The organism is Saccharopolyspora sp., from assembly GCF_017434145.1.
GTDB lineage: Bacteria > Actinomycetota > Actinomycetes > Mycobacteriales > Pseudonocardiaceae > Saccharopolyspora_C > Saccharopolyspora_C galaxeae.
Window position 1 is genome coordinate 1 of record NZ_JAFRFW010000601.1, and the last position, 1,632, is coordinate 1,632.

1 protein-coding gene is annotated in these 1,632 nt (G+C 69.3%); it reads left to right on the plus strand.

The features are described 5' to 3' along the window. Positions 1-51: 51 nt before the first annotated feature. Positions 52-1,632 (plus strand): hypothetical protein (locus tag IJH84_RS16600; RefSeq protein ID WP_295146000.1); only part of this gene is annotated, 1,581 nt, incomplete at its 3' end.

Below are 1,632 nucleotides of genomic sequence, written 5' to 3' on the forward strand. Positions count from 1 at the left end.
CGCCATCGACACGGTGGTCAGCGAGGGATTCCGGGGCAGTGGTCGGTCGCGTTGGCGACCAAACTCGAGCCCACCTCACCGACCGGCGACGGCACGCCGTCGCGCGCGCCGAAACGCGGGCAGGCTGCACTGGGGCATCGCGTCCTGGGGATCGATCTCGGGCTGCGCACCCTCGCGGGGTGGGCGGTCTGGGAAGTCGTCGACGAGGGCGAAGTCGGCAACGTCGCTGCCAGCTCCGGCAACAGTCTCACCGACGCCACGCGGCATCTGGCGAGCCCTACTCCGGACGAACCGGGTCCGTTGGGGGATCATCGGCTCGTCTACCGCAAGCTGGACGGCCATGAGCAGGGCCACTGGGCACGGTTGGAAGCGACCGGGCTGCTCGACCTCGCCGATGGGCGCAAGAGTTCCGGGAACGGTGTGGAACCGGGTCCGAAGCGGACGGCGCCGCAGCCCACACGGCGGGACTGGATGCTGGCGGCGCGAGCGCTCAAACACGTCGGTGCGCGGCTGAGCACGCCGCAGCATGTGACCGACGACTACCGCACGAGCAATCTCGCCTTCGACTACTTGTACAGCGTGAAGCGGGCCGTTGTCCGGCACGGACAACTCGCCGGACTGGCGGTCGCCGTCGAGCACGGAACCGACGCCGAGCGGCTCCTGCGGTTGATCTCCGGGTGGTGGAAGGTCGCCGCCCGTGAGCCGCGGTCGTACTTGGCACGCCTGTGGCGTTCGCACGTCCTGCCCGAGTTGCCGCGGGAATCGGTGGGGGAGTTGGTCGAGTGGCGCGGGGCTTACCGCGATCAGAGGCCGAACTTGCCACAGCCCGCGGTGGCAGACCTGCGCGACTACGTCGAGCGGCTCCTGACCGACACAGAACTGCGCGAGCATCTGGTGGCGTGGATGCACGCCGTGTGGGCCGACGAGGATCAACGTCTCCGGGTGCCGCTGCGGCTGACGCGCGTGGTGCTGTCCGGTGGCGTGGTACCGGCCAAACTGGCCACCACGATCGGACTGCCCGCCGCCAGCAACAACGCCCAGGACGGCGACTACGAGCATCCCGGCGCGGTGATCGGACTGAGCCCCCGGCGGCTGCAACTGCTCGACGAGCTCTACAAGGTCAAGCGCTCCTGGCACATGCGGCGCCGCCCACACCGTCCCGGCGACGGCGACATCGAAGTCGAGCAGCAGCCCGACGGGACCTTCACCGCGGTGCGCGGGCAGGACCTGTTGGCCCGGCTGACCGACAAACGCGATCGGGTGCGCGACCAGCTCAGCAAGCAGGTCGCCTCCGCGATCGTCGAGACCGCAGCCGTGAACGGGTGCCACAGCATCGCCTACGAAAACCTTGACGCCTACCGCACCTCGCTGCACCGTTCCCGCGACGAGAACGCGAAGCTACGCCTGTGGGCCCACCAGTCGATCACCAAACACCTCGAGGAGATCGCCACCCTGCACGGTTTCGGCTACCGGGCCATCAACCCCAGAGGAAGCTCGCAGTACTCCGCGGTCACCGACGAGCGAGGAGTGCGGGTTGAGAAGGTGCCCGCCCACCGGTTCGCACAGGAGGTGCCGACGTGGTGGGCGTCGGCGGTCAAAGCCGCGCGGACCCGGACACGCCGCGGCGAGGAC